Annotated in this window: 17 protein-coding genes; 5 read left to right on the top strand and 12 right to left on the bottom strand. The window is 61.2% G+C overall.

Features of this window, described 5'->3' with window-relative positions:
* Positions 1-21: 21 nt before the first annotated feature.
* Together RPE78_RS08050 and clpS are read right to left on the bottom strand one after the other, a co-directional pair.
* Positions 22-1,050 (bottom strand): methyltransferase, encoded by a 1,029-nt coding sequence (locus tag RPE78_RS08050; protein WP_406720252.1) that lies wholly within the window; start codon positions 1,048-1,050, stop codon positions 22-24.
* 25 nt (positions 1,051-1,075) lie between these two features.
* On the bottom strand, positions 1,076-1,426 hold the full coding sequence (gene clpS, locus RPE78_RS08045) for an ATP-dependent Clp protease adapter ClpS (RefSeq protein WP_406721637.1): 351 nt from the start codon (positions 1,424-1,426) through the stop codon (positions 1,076-1,078).
* Positions 1,427-1,569: 143 nt separating this feature from the next.
* Here clpS and RPE78_RS08040 point away from each other — a divergent pair, with 143 nt between their 5' ends.
* Together RPE78_RS08040 and RPE78_RS08035 are read left to right on the top strand one after the other, a co-directional pair.
* A complete protein-coding gene (locus RPE78_RS08040) occupies positions 1,570-2,262 on the top strand; it encodes an HAD family hydrolase (RefSeq protein ID WP_406721636.1) in 693 nt (230 codons plus the stop codon).
* Between the two features lie 368 nt (positions 2,263-2,630).
* A complete protein-coding gene (locus RPE78_RS08035; RefSeq protein ID WP_406721635.1) occupies positions 2,631-4,151 on the top strand; it encodes a D-alanyl-D-alanine carboxypeptidase family protein in 1,521 nt (506 codons plus the stop codon).
* A 257-nt stretch (positions 4,152-4,408) separates the two neighbouring features.
* Here the strand turns inward: RPE78_RS08035 and ccoS are convergent, their stop codons facing one another.
* From ccoS to ccoN, 8 genes are all read right to left on the bottom strand, one after another.
* Positions 4,409-4,567, bottom strand: a complete 159-nt coding sequence (gene ccoS, locus RPE78_RS08030; RefSeq protein WP_339108985.1) for a cbb3-type cytochrome oxidase assembly protein CcoS — start codon at positions 4,565-4,567, stop codon at positions 4,409-4,411.
* A gap of 18 nt (positions 4,568-4,585) precedes the next feature.
* Positions 4,586-6,766 carry a heavy metal translocating P-type ATPase gene (locus RPE78_RS08025; RefSeq protein ID WP_406720251.1) on the bottom strand — a complete coding sequence of 727 codons (2,181 nt, stop codon included), beginning with the start codon at positions 6,764-6,766 and terminating at the stop codon, positions 4,586-4,588.
* Positions 6,767-6,769: 3 nt separating this feature from the next.
* Complete coding sequence (locus RPE78_RS08020) at positions 6,770-7,228, bottom strand: FixH family protein (protein ID WP_339108983.1); 459 nt, start codon at positions 7,226-7,228, stop codon at positions 6,770-6,772.
* 1 nt (position 7,229) lies between these two features.
* A complete protein-coding gene (ccoG, locus tag RPE78_RS08015; RefSeq protein ID WP_339108982.1) occupies positions 7,230-8,684 on the bottom strand; it encodes a cytochrome c oxidase accessory protein CcoG in 1,455 nt (484 codons plus the stop codon).
* A gap of 290 nt (positions 8,685-8,974) precedes the next feature.
* On the bottom strand, positions 8,975-9,856 hold the full coding sequence (gene ccoP / locus RPE78_RS08010) for a cytochrome-c oxidase, cbb3-type subunit III (protein WP_339108981.1): 882 nt from the start codon (positions 9,854-9,856) through the stop codon (positions 8,975-8,977).
* Complete coding sequence (locus RPE78_RS08005) at positions 9,853-10,044, bottom strand: cbb3-type cytochrome oxidase subunit 3 (RefSeq protein WP_406720250.1); 192 nt, start codon at positions 10,042-10,044, stop codon at positions 9,853-9,855. Before RPE78_RS08005 ends, ccoP begins: the two co-directional genes overlap by 4 nt.
* Before the next feature lie 7 nt (positions 10,045-10,051).
* Positions 10,052-10,780: a cytochrome-c oxidase, cbb3-type subunit II gene (gene ccoO / locus RPE78_RS08000; protein ID WP_339108979.1), complete on the bottom strand. Its 729-nt coding sequence runs from the start codon at positions 10,778-10,780 to the stop codon at positions 10,052-10,054.
* A 12-nt stretch (positions 10,781-10,792) separates the two neighbouring features.
* A complete protein-coding gene (gene ccoN, locus RPE78_RS07995; RefSeq protein ID WP_406720249.1) occupies positions 10,793-12,388 on the bottom strand; it encodes a cytochrome-c oxidase, cbb3-type subunit I in 1,596 nt (531 codons plus the stop codon).
* 212 nt (positions 12,389-12,600) lie between these two features.
* On the opposite strand from ccoN, the gene RPE78_RS07990 reads away from it, so the two are divergent.
* The gene (locus RPE78_RS07990; protein ID WP_339108977.1) at positions 12,601-13,440 is read left to right on the top strand and encodes a universal stress protein; all 840 of its coding nucleotides are present in this window, start codon (positions 12,601-12,603) and stop codon (positions 13,438-13,440) included.
* Positions 13,441-13,458: 18 nt separating this feature from the next.
* On the top strand, positions 13,459-13,998 hold the full coding sequence (locus RPE78_RS07985; RefSeq protein WP_406720248.1) for a hypothetical protein: 540 nt from the start codon (positions 13,459-13,461) through the stop codon (positions 13,996-13,998).
* Here the strand turns inward: RPE78_RS07985 and RPE78_RS07980 are convergent.
* Together RPE78_RS07980 and fnrL are read right to left on the bottom strand one after the other, a co-directional pair.
* Positions 13,972-14,943, bottom strand: a complete 972-nt coding sequence (locus RPE78_RS07980; protein ID WP_406720247.1) for a PhzF family phenazine biosynthesis protein — start codon at positions 14,941-14,943, stop codon at positions 13,972-13,974. The genes RPE78_RS07985 and RPE78_RS07980 overlap by 27 nt on opposite strands.
* A complete protein-coding gene (gene fnrL / locus RPE78_RS07975) occupies positions 14,924-15,670 on the bottom strand; it encodes a transcriptional regulator FnrL (RefSeq protein ID WP_406721634.1) in 747 nt (248 codons plus the stop codon). Before fnrL ends, RPE78_RS07980 begins: the two co-directional genes overlap by 20 nt.
* 55 nt (positions 15,671-15,725) lie before the next feature.
* Here fnrL and hemN point away from each other — a divergent pair, with 55 nt between their 5' ends.
* Positions 15,726-17,081 (top strand): oxygen-independent coproporphyrinogen III oxidase, encoded by a 1,356-nt coding sequence (gene hemN, locus RPE78_RS07970; protein ID WP_339108973.1) that lies wholly within the window; start codon positions 15,726-15,728, stop codon positions 17,079-17,081.
* Positions 17,082-17,225: the final 144 nt, after the last annotated feature.

The following is a 17,225-nucleotide window of genomic DNA, read 5'->3' as shown; positions in this document are numbered from 1 at the left end:
TTGAAGCAAAGACGCGGCCGGTTAGCGGCCGCGTTTGGTCTGAGTATCGGCCTTTGCGGCCTGCGATTTCGTCAGCGGCTTTTCGGCATAGAACAGCTTGAACTGCGCATTGCCGCCGATGTCCTCGACATGGTGGAAGACCTGCCGCAGCGTGTCCTCATAGGGAAGATGGCGGTTGGCCACCATCCAGAGCTTGCCCGAAAGCGACAACATAGAGGCCGCTTTGCGGATAAAGGCCTGCCCGAGGTTCGGATCACCCGCATGGCCCACATGGAAGGGCGGGTTCATAATGATACCGGAATAGCGGGCGGCAGGCTCGTAGCCGGTGACATCCTCCCAATGGAAGCTGGCACGCGGGTCGGTGATATTGCGCTTGGCGCAGTCGAGAGCGGCATAATCGGCCTCGATTAGATCCAGCGTCTCGACGCCCTCACGCGCAAGGATCTGCGCCGACAGCCAGCCCCAGCCCGCGCCCAGATCGGCCAGACGCGCCGGAAGGCGGCCCGGCAGCGCCTGCGCCAGAAGGGCCGAGCCCGCATCGACCTTATCCGCCGAGAACACGCCGGGGGTGGTGACAAAGCCCTCGGTAGGGGTTTGCGCCTGCACGACCCAATCAGCCAGAGCCCCACGGCGCGCGGCAAAGCGGAAGACCTTCCCATGCGCCTTGGCAATCGCCGCCGAGGGCGCCACCAGAGGCTTGAGCGATTTCAGCACTGAATCCACGCCGTCATTCTTGGCGCCATCCACCACGATCATCCCGCCGTCGATCACCAGATCGCACAGGCGTGCCAAAGCGTTGCGGGCCTCCTGCTTGGCGCGGGGCAGAAAGATCACCGCCGCCGCATAGTCAGACGACTGCGGCGCAGGGCTGACGGTATACCCACGCGCGGACAGCCCCTCGTGATCGGGCGCAAAGCCCTGCACCAGCTCAAGCCGGTCTTTCGGCAGATCGGAGAGATCGGTTTCGGCCAGAGCGCCGATCACAAGGATCGTGCCGTCCTCCGGCAGGGGCGCCTGTTCCAGCGCCAGCGAAAGTCTGGGATGTGTCATGGGGTCGCGTCGCGGAGATCCGCGCTCATTCCTTTTCCATCGTGCATTGCAGCGGGTGCTGATGGCGGCGCGCAAAATCCATGACCTGCGCAACCTTGGTCTCGGCGATCTCGAAGGAGAACACGCCAACAACCGCCAGACCCTTTTTATGCACGGTCAACATAATCTCGAAGGCCTGCGCATGATTGAGGCCGAAGAACCGCTCGAGGATATGCACCACGAACTCCATCGGGGTGTAATCATCATTCAGCAGCATCACCTTATACATCGGAGGCTTACGGGTTTTCGGCCGCGTTTTCGTAGCAAGGCCGGCATCGCCGTCATTGCCATTTTCATCATCGGCCATCATGCTGAAGGGCTTGAAGTCGCCTGTCATCATCGCTTTCCCGGGTTCCGAACATCTCAGGTCTCGTGGCGAATATAGGAAGACGGGGGCGGAAGGAAACCCCTTCTGCCTCTGCTCGCAATTCGAACGTTAAACTCTGACCTTACAATAGGGAGTAAATAGTGCCGCTGACAATGCTGGGTTTCGACGCCGATGACACGCTTTGGCAAAATGCGAGGTTCTTCCGGCTCACACAGGAGCGATTTGCCGAATTGATGGGCGAATATGTCGAAAAGCCCCATCTGGACGCGCGGCTTCTGGCGGCAGAGCGCCGTAACATCGGGCGCTATGGCTTTGGCGTCAAAGGGTTTACATTGTCGATGATCGAAACCGCCATCGAGGTTTCCGAGGCCCGCGTCGATGCCACAGTGATCGCCGAATTGTTGCAGGCAGGGCGCGAGATGCTGGCCCATCCCATCGAATTGCTGCCCCATGTCGAAGACACGATTGCCACGCTCAGCCAGGATCACAAACTTGTCCTGATCACCAAAGGCGATCTTCTCGATCAGGAACGCAAATTGGCGCAATCGGGGCTGGGCCCCTATTTTCAGGCGGTCGAGGTGGTTTCGGAGAAAACCGCCGCAACCTATACCCGCCTCTTCAACCGTCACGGGCGCGGGGCAACCAACGGCGTGATGGTTGGAAATTCAATGAAATCAGACATCCTGCCGATGCTTCAGGCAGGCGGCCATGCGGTCCACATTCCCGATGGTGCACAGCCCTGGGCGCTGGATCATGCCGAACCGCCCGAGTCCCATCCTCGACTCACCACGCTTGGCTCTATGGCGAATCTGGTGGAGTCGATCCGCATTATCACGCGCCCGTGAATGAATGTGAGTAAAAACCTCTCACAGGCGCGTGAAAAATGATTAACTGCCGTAAGGGAATGGAGTGTTAAGGAAGGGTTAATGGCACAATATGATGCGTATATTGTCGCCATACCACCTACATGATGTGGTGATGCAAGAAAACCGCAGTAAAGGTGACTGAAACTTCCCAATTTTCACAAACGATTCCGCGTGTTATCGTTCTTTCCATAAGCCCCACTTTAAAATCAAACCGGGGCACCGAGGCAGATATAAGGATAAGAACCGTGACCACGCTTTTGCGCTGGATCCGAGCAGGAGTTTGCGCGTTCTTCACATTGTTGCTTTTGCCGTTGGCTGTGTATGCCGCGCCCTATGCAGCCTATGTGATGGACATGCGCTCTGGTGAGGTCCTCTACGAGAAAAACGCCGACACGCGACTCTACCCTGCGTCATTGACCAAAATGATGACGCTCTACATCGCCTTTCAGGCTATCGAAGCCGGTGAGGTCAGTCTGGATTCCGAAATCACCGTGTCGCAAAATGCGGCCTCCCAGCCCCCGTCACGGCTGGGGCTGCGCGCCGGTCAGAAAATCAAGCTGCGCTATCTGATCCGTGCAGCGGCGATCAAATCGGCGAATGACGCGGCATCGGCCATCGGGGACGCGCTTGGCGGCAACGAGGCCAACTGGGCCGCACGGATGACCGCCACCGCCAAATCGCTTGGCATGAAAAATTCGACCTTTCTCAATGCCAACGGCCTGACCCGCAAGGGGCATATGTCGACCGCCCATGACATGACCATTCTCGGGCGTCATTTGTTTTATGATTTCCCGCAATATTACAACATCTTCTCGCGCCGTTCTGCCGATGCTGGCATGAAGACCGTCTATTCGACCAACCGCCGCTTCCTTGACGCCTATAAAGGCGCGGACGGCATCAAGACCGGTTACACCGTGGCTGCGGGTTTCAACCTCTGTGCTTCGGCGCAGCGCGGCGACGAGCGGATCATCGCAACCATCTTCGGCGGCACCTCGACCGCACAGCGGAATGCGAAAATGGCGGAACTGCTGGATCTGGGCTTCAAACGGGTTCAGGACCACAGCCCCGTCAACAAGCCCAACGCGCCCGATATGATCGAGCTGAACCAACCCAGCGCCGGTATGCTGGTGGCCAGCGCGCCCATGCAAAGCAGCCCGCGCCCGCAATCGCGTCCCGGTGTGGCAACCCATGATGCGGATGCTATCGCAGCCGCCGTGGCCGTGGCCAATGCCGCCCCTGCGGTGGATACGGAGGCCGTGGAAGACGCCGTGGCAATGGCTTCGACCGATGGTCTGGAAGCCAGCCCGCGTCCGGTCTCGGCCCCCAATCGCAGCTTCGCCACTGCCAAACCCGCCGACGAGAGCGAGGATCTGGCAGGCGAGGAAGTCCAGATGGCCAGCGTTCAGGACAGCGCCGACGAAGAGGACGAGGCGCAGTTTGCAGGCGAGATCGCACAGGGCGATACCGATCCGGGTGGTCCTATCTTCCAGCAGACCAGCAAACCGCAGCCGGAAACTCTGGCGATGATGGGCAAGGGCAAGAAATCCGATACGGTGATTCTGGCCGCTCTGAACCCGCCGCAGGCAAGCGCCTCGGAGACGCCGCGTGTCGTGGCGCGTGCGTCCAGCTCGGGCGGGCGGAACTGGGGCGTGACACTGGGATTGAAGAATTCCGAATTCCACGCCCAGCAGGACATGCTGAAAGTGGCGCTGATGGAAAGCGACACCTTGGGCGATGCCCTACGCAAAGTGGTCAAGCGCAAGCTCGGTTACGAGGCCACCTTTGTCGGCATGAGCCAGCAACAGGCCAGCCTTGCCTGCGCCCGTCTGGCCGCACGCAGCATGGAATGCGGCGTCGTCGGCCCCTGAAGCCACTCTTCTATCTGCCTAATCTCACGGACTGCATCCCTGATGCGGTCCGTTTTTCTTTGGTCCCCTGATGGCGCGTGCCCTTTCACGGCGCAAAGGGGGCTCTGTGCCGGTGGACCTTGGTGAGGACGGTGGGGCGGGCACATTGCGGCGCGCCATTGATCCGCAGCACGCATATGCAAAAACCGCCGACAGAACGGCGGTTTTATCGCGGCAGGCACCCTGCCCTTGGCTGACGGCCCGCGCAAGTCCCGAGACTAGCCCTTGGGATGATCATCCCACGCGGTCGACAGGATACGTTCGGCATCGCCTTTCGGGTCTTCGAACTGGCGGCTTTTCAGCGCCCAGAAAAAGGCCAGCAGGCCTACGCCGCCGAGGAAAAGGGAAATCGGAATCAGAAATCCGAGGATCGACATTAAACCCGCCTTTCGAGATTACTTGAGCCGCAAGGAGTTGAGGGACACGGTAATGGAACTGGCCGACATCGCAAGGGCTGCAGCCAGCGGCGTGGCCAACCCCAGAAGCGCGATCGGCACGGCAATCATGTTATAGCCGATGGAAATCGCGAAATTCTGCTTGATCCGCGCACGGGCTTTGCGGGCAATCTGCAGGGCCTCGGCAATCGGCTCCAGATTCTGGCCCAAGAGCACGATATCGGAGGCCGTGCGCGCGGCATCAAGCGCCGAGGCCGGAGAGATCGACACATGGGCCTGCGCCAGTGCAATCGTGTCATTCAACCCGTCCCCCACCATCAGCACATGATGGCCTGCCCCGGACAAAGTGGCCAGCGTCGCGGCCTTGTCTTCGGGGCGTGCCTCGGCCTGCCAGTCGGCAATCCCCAGACGCGCGGCCAGTGCCGAGACCGCAGCTGTGGTATCGCCCGACACCAGCCGAACCGAAAGCCCGCGCGCCACACAGGCACGCACGGCTTCAGCCGCTCCGGGGCGCAAACGGTCCTGAAAGCGCAGGCGCGTCAGGTTTCCCTGCCCCACATCAAGCCATGTGCCCTCGCCCTGTGCGCCTACCCAGTCCGCCCGTCCCAAACGGATCCTCCGCCCCTGATCGCGGGCCTCGATCCCACATCCCGGAACTTCGCAAAGGCCCTCCACCACCTGCGGCTCGACGCCTTCGGCGCGTAGCATTTCAGCCAGCGACACGGAAAGCGGATGCGACGAGGCCGCCGCAAGAGCAAGGGCAATGCGGCGCGCCTGTGCCTCCATCCCTGCCAGATCCGCCGGTTCGGGCAGGCCCATCGTCAGCGTGCCGGTTTTGTCGAACACCACGCAATCCACTTCGGCCAGCCGCTCGAGCGCGCTGCCATCCTTCACCAGAAGCCCCTGCCGGAACAGCCGTCCCGAGGCGGCCGTCACAACGGCAGGCACCGCCAGCCCCAAGGCGCAGGGACAGGTAATGATCAGCACGGCCGCGGCGATATTCAGCGCCAGACGCAGATCGCCCGAAAGCCACATCCATACCGCAAAGGCTGAAAAGGCCATCAGATGCACCAAGGGCGTATAGGCACGGGTCGCCCGCTCGGCCAGCGTGGTGTATCGGGTCCGCGCGGTCTCGGCAGCGGCCACCAGCTGGGCCATCCGGTGGAGCGAACTGTCGCGACCGACAGCGGTCAGACGCACCAGCAGCGGCCCCGTCAGATTGACCTCCCCCGCCGAAAGCACAGCCCCCGGCCCGACGCTGACAGGCAGGCTCTCACCGGTCAGCAAGGACCGGTCCGTTTCCGAGCGTCCCTCGAGCACCACCCCATCCGCGGCCAGCCGCCCGCCCGGACGCAGGCGCAGGTGATCGCCCACGCGCAAATCCGCCACCGGCACTTCGGTTTCGCCCGCATCGGTCACACGCCATGCACGCGGCACCTCCAGCGCGGCCAGCTCCTCTGCGGCAGAACGCGCCGCCGAGCGCGAGCGGTAATCCAGATAGCGCCCGACCAGCAGGAAAAAGATCAGCATTACGGCTGCGTCGTAATAGGCATGCCGCCCTGAATGGATGGTTTCAAACAGCGACATCCCTGTCGAGAGCAGGATCGCCAGCGAAATCGGTACATCCATTCCCAATCTGCGCGCCCGCAGCGCCCGATAGGCCGAAGCGAAAAAGGGCTGGCCCGCAAAGATCACCGTCGGAAAGGCGATCGCTGCCGAAATCCAGTGGAACATATCGCGCGTGGCATCGCCCGCCCCCGACCAGACCGCGACCGAAAGCAGCATGATATTCATCATGGCAAAGCCCGCGACCCCGATCCGCATCAGATAATCGCGGCCCTGCCTGTCTGTCTCGGTGGCGCGCAGCACATCAGGGTCCAGCTCATGCGCCTCATAGCCGATGCCCTCCAGCGCGCCGATCAGCTGCGCGGCGGTGATCTCCGGCCCCGCCTGCACCGCAACACGCTTCAGCGTCAGGTTGACCCGTGCATCGCGCACCCCGTCGATCGCGCCCAGACAGGCCTCGACATCGGTGATACAGGCCGCGCAATGGATCGAGGGCAAAGACAACGACAGGCTGGGGGCCGCGATGGCACGCCGCGCCAGATCCTGCGCCGCAGGGGCTGCGATACAGGCCGGACAGGCCGAAACAGCGGTTTCGATATCTGGCGCAGCGCTCACCGCTCAGTTCCTGACAAACAGATCGATCCGCTGCCGGAAGGCCGTGCCATCCGCCGCCACCGCATCAAGATGCACAAGCCACGCCCCCGGTGCCAGAGTGAGATCGGCCAGATAGGCCCCGTTCACCCGACGGAATTGCGGGGTGACATCCTCGCGCGACATGGTTGTGCGCCCGACAAGCGCGGAAAACCGCGAAACCGGCGCGGGCAGGCCCTCCTTATCCGTCAGCCGGAAGCTGAGCTGGCCATTCTCGTAAAGCGGCTCGACCGTCCAGCCAAGCGCCTGTTGCGCCGCCCGCAATGTGTCGAATTGCTGGCTTGCCACATAGGAATTGGTCACCTCCAGCCCCGGAAAGCTGGAGATCGCATTATAGGCCATAAAGATATTGACCCCGATAATCACCGAAAAGGCCCCGACCACGGTCACCAGAACATGTTTACCGGTCAGCTCACGCGTCATCATCTCAGTTCCGCCCCTTGCCGTTAAAGACCGTTTTTTCGGTTACAGACCGGTCGCCATCCTTCTGGCTGACCCGTAGAACCAGATCGCTGCGTGTCGCATCGGCCAGCGCCGAACCGCGCACCGCTTCCAGATAGAGCCGTGCCGACAAGGTCGTATCGGCAGGCACGATCACCAACGCCCCGTCCCTTCCCTCGACCTTGACCCTCAGACCATCCACAGGCTGGCCATCCATACCGGTCACCGAAATGACATAGGCGGTCGGGTCATGCTCCTTGTTGCGCAGACGAAGCGCATAGATATTGCGGATCGTCCCGTCGGGCTGCGTGACATAAAGCGGCGAACGGTTCGGCGTAACGTTGAACTCGATCGGCGAGCGCACCAGCAATGCCACGATCAACCCGACACCAATCCCTCCCCAGAGCACGAAATAGATGATCGTGCGCAGCCGGAAAATATGCCGCCAAGGGCTGACACGGGCCTCGCCTTTCTTCTCGCGCTCCTCGTCGCGCAGCGCCATATAGCCGATCAGCCCGTGCGGCTGGTTGGTTTTGTCCATGATCTCGTTGCAGGCATCGATACACAGGCCGCAGGTGATGCATTCCATCTGCTGGCCGTCGCGGATGTCGATCCCCATAGGGCACACATTCACACAGGCATTGCAGTCGATACAATCCCCCTGCGCCGCATCGGCTTTCACGCCCTTTTTCAGCTTGCCGCGCGGTTCGCCGCGCCAGTTGCGATACCCGATGGTCAGGGTATCCTCGTCCATCATCGCGGCCTGAATGCGCGGCCACGGGCAGGCATAGATACAGATCTGCTCGCGGGCGAAACCGCCGAAGAAGAAGGTCGTCGCGGTCAGCACCAGCAGCGTAAGATAGGCCACCATCGCCGCCTGTCCGGTCACCAGCTGGCGCAACAAGGTCGGTGCATCGGCAAAATAGAACACCCACGCCCCGCCCGTGCCGACGGCGATCACCAGCCACAAGGCCCATTTCAACGCGCGCTTACGGATCTTTTCTCCCGTCCAGCGCGAACGCAGAAGGCGGATCTGCGCGTTCCGGTCCCCCTCGATCCAACGTTCGACATGCATGAAAAGATCGGTCCAGACCGTTTGCGGACAGGCATAGCCACACCACACCCGCCCCATCGCAGCGGTAAACAGAAACAGCCCGAGCCCCGCCATGATCAGCAGGCCCGCCACGAAATAGAATTCATGCGGCCAGATCTCGATCATGAAGAAGAAAAACCGACGATTTGCCAGATCGACCAGCACCGCCTGATCGGGCAATGCCGGACCACGGTCCCAACGCACCCAAGGCAGGATGTAGTAGATGCCCAGCATCATCCCCATCAACCACCATTTCAGGCTGCGGAACTTACCACGGACATGGCGCGGAAAAATCGGCTCGCGGCTGGCATAGAGCGGCGGCGGGGCGACAGGATCTGGGGCGCTCACGGTGCAATCTCCTTGGGATCGTCGTCAGGTCGGAGTTCTGAATGCGCTTTCCAACCTCACCTTTCCTTGACTTGCGTCAAAATTCCACTTTGGCATGCATTTTTTCGAATACAATTGACCAAAGGTGTTACCCCCGCAGACGCCATAAAAAAGCGGCCCAAGCAAAGGCTTGGACCGGCAGTCATGGTGGATTTATAAAAAAGCACCGGCACCCCCATGGAAACGCGCGAACAGGACAAGGTGCCGGTGCACTCCGCGCCAAGCTTTAGGGCATGGCGCGGAGATCTCGTTTACTGGCCGCCGCCCAGACCGTGGACATACGAGGCCACAGCGCGGATCTCGGCTTCGCTCAGGCGGGTGTTCCAGTTGGGCATCACACCGAAACGGGCGTCATGCACGGTCTTGGTGAGGGTGGCGACATCGCCGCCGTAAAGCCAGATCGCATCGGTCAGGTTCGGCGCGCCTTGGGACTTGTCACCGGTGCCATCTTCCATGTGGCAGCTCGTGCAGTTCTCTTCGAAGACCGCCGCCCCTTCTTTGGCCAGATCCGCATCGAAGTCCTGACCGGAGATCTGGCGCACATGCTGCACGACCTGTGCAATCTGCTCTTCATCCAGAATACCGTCGGTGCCGAAGGCAGGCATCTGGCTATAGCGCGCCTCGCCATCGGGATCGGTTTCGTTACGGATACCGTGGGTGACGGTGAAGTAGATATCGTCGATCGTCCCACCCCAGAGCCAATCGCTATCCAGAAGGCTGGGATAGCCCAGACCCTGCTGGCCACCGGCCCCTGCCCCGTGACATTGCGCACACCATGTCTGGAACACCGCAGCCCCCGCATTCTGGGTATAGTTCACCAGTTCGGGGTCCTGAGCGATGGCCGCGAGGTCGGTATTCACCAGTTTTTCCTCGACGGGCGCATTCATCGCATCGAAGCGCTCCAGATCGGCTTCAAGATCGGCGCGGGTCGATTTGTGCAACAGCCCCGGCGTTGCCCCGTTCAACAGCGGCCATGCGGGCATCGCAACCGAATAGCCCAGAGCGAAGATGATGCAGGCATAGAACGTCCACAGCCACCAGCGCGGCAGGGGGTTGTTGAACTCTTCGATACCATCCCAGCTATGGCCCGTGGTCGAAGGATCATTCGGCAGTTTCTTGGGTGTCTTGCTCATTTGCCCACCTCCTTGTCGGCTGCGGTTGCGGGACGGTCCTCGTGACGGAACGGGATGGAGGCGCTGTCGCGCTGTGCTTTGCGGGCACCGGGCCGGAAGGCCCATAAGATCGCGCCCACAAACATCATCACCATGAACAGCAGCATCCAGCTATCGGCAAATTCACGGAAGATATGATAGTCCATCATGCCCTCCTTACCGGCTTGCATCGCGTTCGAAGGTCGAGAAATCGACCATCGTGCCCAGAACCTGCAGATAGGCGACCAGCGCATCCATCTCGGTCACGGCGGGCTGACCATCAAAATTGCGCACATTGACACGGTCGTCATAGCGCTCGAACAGGCCATCGGTATCGGCATAAGGATCCAGCTGGGCCGCGAAATCGGCCTTGGCCGCCTCGATCATATCGGAGCTATAGGGCACCCCGACCGCCGCATCGGTTGTCAGACGTTCTTCCAGATGGGCCGTATCGATCAGACGGTTCTTCAGGAAGCCGTATTTCGGCATCACCGATTCCGGCACGACCGATTGCGGGTTGGTCAGGTGATCGACATGCCACGCATCCGAGTAACGCCCGCCCACACGCGCCAGATCCGGCCCCGTGCGTTTGGACCCCCATTGGAACGGGTGGTCATACATCGATTCCGCCGCCAGCGAGTAATGACCGTAGCGTTCATACTCGTCCCGCATCGGGCGGATCATCTGGCTATGGCAGACATAGCAGCCCTCGCGGACATAGATATCGCGGCCGGTCAGTTCGAGGGGGGTGTAGGGGCGAACCCCTTCCACCTTCTCGATCGTGTTCTCGAGATAGAACAGAGGCGCGATTTCGACGATCCCGCCGATGGTCACCACAAGGAAGGAGCCGATCAGAAGCAGCGTCGCGTTCTTCTCGATGATCCCGTGTTTATCCAGAATGGACATAGGTCTCTCTCCTTACTCTGCCGCAACAGGTGCCGCGGCCACGGCCTTGGGCTGCTTGGCAACCGTCGCCCAAAGGTTCCAGGCCATGATCAGCGAACCGGTCAGATACATCACACCCCCAAGAGCCCGCACGACATACATCGGGAATTTGGCGGAAACGGTGTCAGCGAACGAGTTCACCAGGAAGCCCTGCGCATCCACCTGACGCCACATCAGACCTTCCATGATACCGGTCACCCACATGGAGGCGGCGTAGAGCACGATCCCGATCGTCGCGAGCCAGAAATGCCAGCTGACGGCCTTGAGCGAATAGAGACGCTCGCGTTTCCACAGTTTCGGAACAAGGAAGTAGAGCATCCCGAAGGTGATCATCCCGTTCCAGCCAAGCGCGCCGGAATGCACGTGACCGATGGTCCAGTCCGTATAGTGCGACAGCGAGTTGACGGCCTTGATCGACATCATCGGACCTTCAAAGGTGGACATGCCGTAGAAGCCGATGGACACCACCATCATACGGATCACCGGATCGGTGCGCAGTTTGTCCCACGCGCCCGAGAGCGTCATCAGACCGTTGATCATCCCGCCCCAGCTGGGCATCCACAGCATGATCGAGAACACCATCCCCAGCGTCGAGGCCCAGTCGGGCAGCGCGGTGTAATGCAGGTGGTGGGGACCAGCCCAGATATAGAGGAAGATCAGCGCCCAGAAGTGGATGATCGACAGCTTGTAGGAATAGACGGGACGCTCGGCCTGTTTGGGCACGAAATAGTACATCATCCCGAGGAAGCCTGCCGTCAGGAAGAAGCCCACCGCGTTATGGCCATACCACCACTGCGTCATCGCATCCTGCACGCCCGAGAAGAGCTGCACGGATTTCGACCCGAAGATCGAGACCGGCAGAGCGAGGTTGTTGACGATATGCAGCATCGCCACAGTCACGATGAACGAAAGGTAGAACCAGTTGGCCACATAGATATGCGGCTCGCGGCGTTTGAGGATCGTGCCGAGGAAGGTGATCAGATAGGCCACCCACACGACGGTCAGCCAAAGATCGACATACCATTCCGGCTCGGCATATTCTTTCGACTGGGTGGCCCCGAGGATATAGCCAGACGCCGCCAGAACGATGAACAGGTTATAGCCCCAGAACACGAACCAGCCGAGGCTGCCGCCAAACAGCCGCGCCGCCGAGGTGCGCTGCACCACATAGAAGGACGACGCGATCAGCGCGTTCCCGCCAAAGGCGAAGATCACCGCAGAGGTGTGTAGGGGACGAAGCTTGCCGAAATTCAGATAGCCCTGCGCCCATTCGAAATTCAGCGCCGGAAAGGCCAGCTGGAAAGCGATGAACACGGCGACCAGAAAGCCGACGATACCCCATAGAACCGTTGCCACCACGCCATAGCGAATGACACTGTCAAAATATTCCGTTTGCGAGACGGGTTTGGATTTTTCCATTCCCCGCATCACCCAGATCAGTGCAATCACAGCCGCCACAAATACTTCGATCGCATTCACGGTATAGGCGAGATCGCGGCCATAGCTGGCAGCAATCGCGGCAAGCACCGCGACGAGCCCCAGCATAGCTAGCTTGAGATAATCCCACATATTGCGTCCCTTCGTCTTATTCTCCCCTGCTCAAATGAAAGGGGCACGACTTCAGTCCCTTTTGCGGGGGACGCCTTCACTATGCATTGATCTGCATCAACTCTTCGAGAGGGCAAAAAGTAGGTCTTCAATCCATGAATTGATCCTTGTCAAAGTGGTGAATTAGAAGCAGGCATATGATATTTTCCGAACTGAAATGACGAGGCAAAGCCATGTCCTATAAATCTATTCTGACTATTGTTACCGATCTGGGCGCGGCGAAAGCCCAGTTGGACGCGGCCGTTGTGATGGCCCGTCAGGAGCAGGCGCATCTTGATGTGCTCTGCCTCGGCGTCGATGTTTCGCAGACGGGCTACTATTATGCAGGCGCAACTGCCTATGTTCAGAAGGAAATCATCGAACAGGCGCAAGACGAAGCCCGCAAGATCGAGGAAGGCGTGCTGGCGCGGCTGAAAGCCGAGGATATCCGCTGGGCCACCGAAACCATGGTCGTCCAGCTTGGTTCGATCTCTCCGGCTGTGGCGATCCGCGCGCGGTTTGCCGATCTGGTCGTGATGGGACGCCCCTATGGCGAAGATCGTGGACAGGAAATCGAGGCCACCATCGAGGCCGCCCTGTTCGAGGGCAATGTGCCGGTGCTGATCGTCCCCGACGATTTCAACGGTCGCCTGAGTGGCCGCCATGTGGTGGTTGCGTGGAATCAGTCCGACGAATCGCTCAATGCGGTGCGCGACGCCCTGCCGCTGCTGAAAGCTGCGGAGAAGGTGGATATCACCCTTGTCGCGCCGCCCGCACATGGGCCCGAACGCGCCGATCCCGGCAGTGCGCTTTGCCAGATGCTTGTGCGCCACGGTGTGGCCGCCGAAGTGACGGTGCTGCCCAAAACCATGCCGCGCATCTCCGATGTGATCAATCGCCATGTCAGCGACACGAGCGCCGATATGATCGTGATGGGGGCCTATGGCCATTCGCGCTTCCGCGAGGCGATTCTTGGCGGGGCAACCCGTCACATGCTGGAAATGGCTGCCGTTCCGGTGCTGATGTCGCATTAAACCGGCAAGAAATCTCTGATGGCACTCACGAACGGGCGGCTTTATGCCGCCCGTTCCACACTGTGCTGGACAGTCGTGCCGCCACACCCCAATCCTGCGGCTGTCACCCGAAAAACCGGCCATTGGAGACTGGAGAGACTGATGCGACTGCTCGCCCTGCCCCTGATAGGAACCCTCGCGCTTGCGGCCTGCATGCCGCCGGGCAGCGCCAAGCCGGATGCAGGGAACGTGGCCGCAGCCGGACCGATCCCCGCAGGGTTTCAGGGCCGCTGGGGCATGAGCCTGAACGACTGCACCTCGACGAAGGGCGATGCCAAAGGGTTGATGACAGTCAGCGCCGATACCCTGACCTTTTATGAATCGCGCGGTGTTCTGACCGAACCGCAGGAACAATCCGCAACCAAGCTTGCGGGCCTGTTCGACTTTACCGGCGAGGGCCAGTCATGGTCCTATCACGAAATACTGGAATTGAAGGACAAGGGCCAGACCGTGATCCGCACCGAAACCGGCGATGGCGCGGCCCCTGCCCCGCTACGCTATACGCGCTGCCCGATCTGATCGGGGATCAGGACCGAGGGGGGGAAGCCTGAGCCTGCCGCGGCTGATCTCGACCGCCGCGCCGGACACATGGACCGAGGCCAAGCGCCCGCCCCGACAGATCACGCGCAGTCCAAGATCCGAGATGCGCCCCATCTCGACACCCTGCTGCAAGGCAAAGCAGGTCTCGCCATCCCGCAGAGCCCCTCGTGCCAGAAGCTGCGCGGCGAAAAGTGCGGTGGCAGACCCTGTCGCGGGGTCTTCGGGAATACCGCCCATCGGGTCGAACATCCGCCCCTGCCAGCGATACGCCCCTGTGGGCGCATAAAGATACACCCCCGCCGCCGCCAGCTCTGTCTGCAAAAGGTCGAAGGCGGGCTGCACCGGCCACGCCCGCGCCAGCGCCTCTGTATCGCGCAGACCGATAAATGCAAAACGCGGCCCGCCGGCAATCACCGCCAGAGGCGCGTCATCCAGATCCGCGGGGCCTAGCCCAAGCGCGGCGGCACAACGATCCGGCGCTGCGCTCTGCGGCAGGTCGTCGGGCAGGCATTCGGGCAGGACAGGTGCCTGAAATTCGGCACGGATCTCTCCGGCCTCACGCCAGACACGCACCGGCACAAGCCCCGCTTCCTCTTCCAGCACCAGCACACGGTCGAAATCGGCCCCGTCCGTATCCGGAGCAAGATCCTCAAGCGCCAGAAAGATCGCGCAGCCAATGGTGGGATGACCGGCAAAGGACATTTCGCCCTGCGGATAGAAGATCCGGACGCGGGCACGGTGGGCCGGATCGGCGGGCGGAAAGACGAAGATCGTCTCGGAGAGGTTGAACTCGCGCGCGATGGTCTGCATCTGCGCATCGCTCAACCCCGTCGCATCGGGCAGAAGGGCAAGCGGATTTCCCGCGAAAGGCGTCGTTGTAAAGACATCAAGCGTGACAAACGCCCTAGTTGAAGATCCCGCCATCCGCATCATCTCCCGCCTCAAGCTGCAACGCATCCATATCGGGCACGGTCACATGGCGCTTGCCTTCCAGCGAAATGATCCCGTCCCGCTTGAGCGCCGAAATCTGGCGCGACACCGTTTCAAGCGTCAGGCCCAGATAATCGGCCATCGCCTCGCGGGTCAGCGGCAGATCGAATGTCATACTTTCCGAGGGGTTTTTCATCTGCAAGGACGCATTGCGCCGCGCGATGATCGACAGCAGCGAGGCGATCTTCTCGCGGGCGGTCTTGCGCCCCAGAAGCAGCATCCATTCACGCGCGGCATCCAGCTCGTCCAGCGTCATCTGCAACAGGCGCTGCGCCAGATGCGGGGTGCGCTCGATCATCGCCTCGAAAGGCTTGCGCCGGAAGCAGCACATCAGCACATCGGTGGTGGCCGTCACGTTGTAAGCGGCGTTGGACCGCCCCGGACGCCCGACAAAATCCGAGGGCAGCAAAAGCCCCACCATCTGCGTGCGCCCGTCTTCCATCGCCTGCGTGATCGTGGCGATTCCCGTCACCACAGAGGCCACGAATTCCATTTCGTCACCGGCCCAGACAATGGTCTGGCCCGCCTCGTAGGTGCGGTAGAACTTGATCGCCTCAAGCTCGTCGATTTCCTCCGCGCTACAGCGAGCACAGACCGCCCGGTGGCGGATGGTGCAGTCCCCACACTGAAGCGTGAGCGAGGGCACATCATCTTTCGTAATGGACATTTGATATGAGTCAATTTCTGCTGCGCGTTGATCTTCTAAACATATCTGCATGGAACACAAATCGCAACTCGCCCGTCTGGGATTGTTTGACGCACGCGTCCCCCGCTATACCAGCTATCCGACGGCCCCGCATTTCAGTGCGGATGTGGGACCGGAGGCCTTCTCCTCCTGGATCGAAGCCATCCCTGCGGGAAGCTCTATCTCGCTTTATATGCATGTGCCTTTCTGTCGGCGGCTCTGTTGGTTCTGCGCCTGCAGAACGCAGGGCACGCAAAGCGCCGAGCCAGTGCAGGCCTATTCCGAAGTCCTGCTGCGCGAGTTGAAAATGCTCAAACAGCGGCTCGCCCCCGGCGTCACTTTGTCGCGGCTGCATTGGGGGGGCGGCACGCCGACGCTGATGCCCGCCGATATGATGCGCCGTCTGGCCGAGGCCACCTTCAACGCGGTGCCTCTGGCCGAAGGGGCCGAATTCTCGGTCGAGATCGACCCGAACGAGATCGATGCCGCACGTCTGGATGCGCTGGCGCAGTCGGGCATGAACCGTGCCTCGATCGGGGTGCAGGATTTCGATCCCGAGATCCAGAAGATCATCGGGCGCGACCAGAGTTTCGAGGTGACGGCCCGCGCGGTCGAGATGATCCGGGCACGAGGCATCTCCAGCCTCAATGCCGACATCCTGTTCGGCCTGCCACGGCAGACGCCGCAGCGGATTTCGTCTTCGGTGCAGAAACTGCTGTCGCTGGCCCCTGATCGTGTCGCGCTTTACGGCTACGCCCATGTGCCGTGGATGGCCCGTCGCCAGAACATGCTGCCCTCCGACGAATTGCCCACACCGGAAGAGCGGCTCGACCTGTTCGACCGCGCGGCGATGCTGTTCCGCGCGGATGGCTATGACACAATCGGCATCGACCATTTCGCGCTGCCCGATGACGGTCTGGCCGTGGCGCAGAAGGCAGGCCAGCTACGGCGCAATTTCCAGGGCTATACCGACGATCAGGCCAATGTTCTGGTCGGCCTCGGGGCCAGCGCGATCTCCCGCTTCCCGCAGGGCTATGCGCAAAACGCCTCGGCCACGGGCAAGCATGTGGGCGCGATCCGCGATGGCAGCTTCTCGACGGCGCGCGGCCATATCCTCAGCCGCGAGGATCACCTGCGCGCACGTATCATCGAAGCCCTGATGTGCGATTTCGAGGTCCGCACGGATGACCTTCTCCGCCATCATGATGTGACGCTCGCCCATCTGACACAGATGTTCAGCCATTGTGCGGCCGAATTCGAGGACTGCGTCGAGATGACAAGCTTCGGCCTTGTGATCCCCGAGAAAGGCCGCCCCCTGACCCGTTTGATCGCGCGGTATTTCGATGCCTACGATCTCTCGAAGGCGGGCCACAGCTCGGCCATCTGAAACCAGCGTTAGGGGGCAAAGCCGGAGGGGGCAGTGCCCCCGACCGAAACGGAGCGGGGCTCGATGCCCTGCTCCGTTTCGCTCCCCCCGCAGGACAAGGTCGCGCCTGCCCCCGCTCCCCCACAAGGCGGCAACACGCTGGAA

Source organism: Thioclava litoralis (assembly GCF_045278885.1).
In the GTDB taxonomy this organism is placed as follows: domain Bacteria; phylum Pseudomonadota; class Alphaproteobacteria; order Rhodobacterales; family Rhodobacteraceae; genus Thioclava; species Thioclava litoralis.
The sequence above is the reverse complement of the archived record's forward strand: the minus strand, read 5'-3'. Positions and strand labels throughout refer to the sequence as shown.

Coding starts and splice junctions, on each gene's coding strand:
- RPE78_RS07990 (WP_339108977.1), top strand. CDS start 12,601: ATGTCCTATAAATCTATTCTGACTATTGTTACCGATCTGGGCGCGGCG.
- RPE78_RS08040 (WP_406721636.1), top strand. CDS start 1,570: ATGCTGGGTTTCGACGCCGATGACACGCTTTGGCAAAATGCGAGGTTC.
- ccoS (WP_339108985.1), bottom strand. CDS start 4,567: ATGTCGATCCTCGGATTTCTGATTCCGATTTCCCTTTTCCTCGGCGGC.
- clpS (WP_406721637.1), bottom strand. CDS start 1,426: ATGACAGGCGACTTCAAGCCCTTCAGCATGATGGCCGATGATGAAAAT.
- hemN (WP_339108973.1), top strand. CDS start 15,726: ATGGAACACAAATCGCAACTCGCCCGTCTGGGATTGTTTGACGCACGC.
- ccoO (WP_339108979.1), bottom strand. CDS start 10,780: ATGTCCATTCTGGATAAACACGGGATCATCGAGAAGAACGCGACGCTG.
- RPE78_RS08005 (WP_406720250.1), bottom strand. CDS start 10,044: ATGATGGACTATCATATCTTCCGTGAATTTGCCGATAGCTGGATGCTG.
- RPE78_RS08050 (WP_406720252.1), bottom strand. CDS start 1,050: ATGACACATCCCAGACTTTCGCTGGCGCTGGAACAGGCGCCCCTGCCG.
- ccoN (WP_406720249.1), bottom strand. CDS start 12,388: ATGTGGGATTATCTCAAGCTAGCTATGCTGGGGCTCGTCGCGGTGCTT.
- RPE78_RS07985 (WP_406720248.1), top strand. CDS start 13,459: ATGGCACTCACGAACGGGCGGCTTTATGCCGCCCGTTCCACACTGTGC.
- RPE78_RS08035 (WP_406721635.1), top strand. CDS start 2,631: ATGGACATGCGCTCTGGTGAGGTCCTCTACGAGAAAAACGCCGACACG.
- ccoP (WP_339108981.1), bottom strand. CDS start 9,856: ATGAGCAAGACACCCAAGAAACTGCCGAATGATCCTTCGACCACGGGC.
- RPE78_RS08020 (WP_339108983.1), bottom strand. CDS start 7,228: ATGATGACGCGTGAGCTGACCGGTAAACATGTTCTGGTGACCGTGGTC.
- RPE78_RS07980 (WP_406720247.1), bottom strand. CDS start 14,943: ATGGCGGGATCTTCAACTAGGGCGTTTGTCACGCTTGATGTCTTTACA.